This window comes from Pectobacterium betavasculorum (assembly GCF_000749845.1).
GTDB classification, from domain to species: domain Bacteria; phylum Pseudomonadota; class Gammaproteobacteria; order Enterobacterales; family Enterobacteriaceae; genus Pectobacterium; species Pectobacterium betavasculorum.
The window spans coordinates 1-797 of record NZ_JQHM01000048.1 but is presented as its reverse complement, the minus strand read 5'-3'; the positions used below and the strand labels follow the sequence as shown (position 1 = coordinate 797).

The following is a 797-nucleotide window of genomic DNA, read 5'->3' as shown; positions in this document are numbered from 1 at the left end:
CGTGCGTCATGAGGCGCTGCGTACGCGGTTTGTCGAGATGGAGGGCGTGCCGTGGCAGCAGATTGATGAACCGGCACCTTTTGCGCTCGCCGTGCACGACCTGCGCGGGCGGCCTGCGGCATCCGATGAGCTGCGTCAGCTTGCCGATGAAGAGGCCGCCGCGCCCTTCGATTTGCAGCAAGGGCCGCCGATCCGCGGTCGGCTGATACAGTTGGACGAGCGCGAGCAGGTACTGCTGGTGACGATGCACCATATCGTCGCTGACGGCTGGTCGCTCGGCTGCTTTATGCGGGAGCTGGGCGAACTGTACCGGGCGTTCAGTCGGCAACAGCAGGATCCGCTGGCACCGCTGGCCATTCAGTATGCGGACTACGCCGCCTGGCAGCGGCGTGTGGTGACTACTGCGCCGATTCAGGCGCAGCTTGCGTACTGGCGTGAACAGTTGCGGCAAACGCCGCCGATGTTGGCATTACCAACCGACCGACCTCGGCCAGCAGTACAAAACTATGCTGGCGGATACATCGATTTTACACTCGATGCGCAGTTGACCTCCGGGCTGAAAGCGCTGGCGGCGCGTCATGGTGCCACGCTGTATATGACGCTGCTCGCCGGCTGGACGCTGTTGCTCTATCGCCTGAGCGGACAGGATGACATCGTGGTCGGCTCGCCAGTGGCCGGGCGTACCCGCACCGAGCTGGAGCCGCTGATCGGTTTCTTTGTCAATACGCTGGCGCTGCGCAACCGGGTGGACGGCGAGGCATCGGTGGGTGCCTTGCTGGCGCAGGTAAAAGCGACCA

At 63.9% G+C, this 797-nt stretch carries 1 protein-coding gene; it reads left to right on the top strand.

The window, feature by feature from the left end:
- Positions 1–797 (top strand): condensation domain-containing protein (locus KP22_RS21010; protein ID WP_039326322.1); only part of this gene is annotated, 797 nt, incomplete at both ends.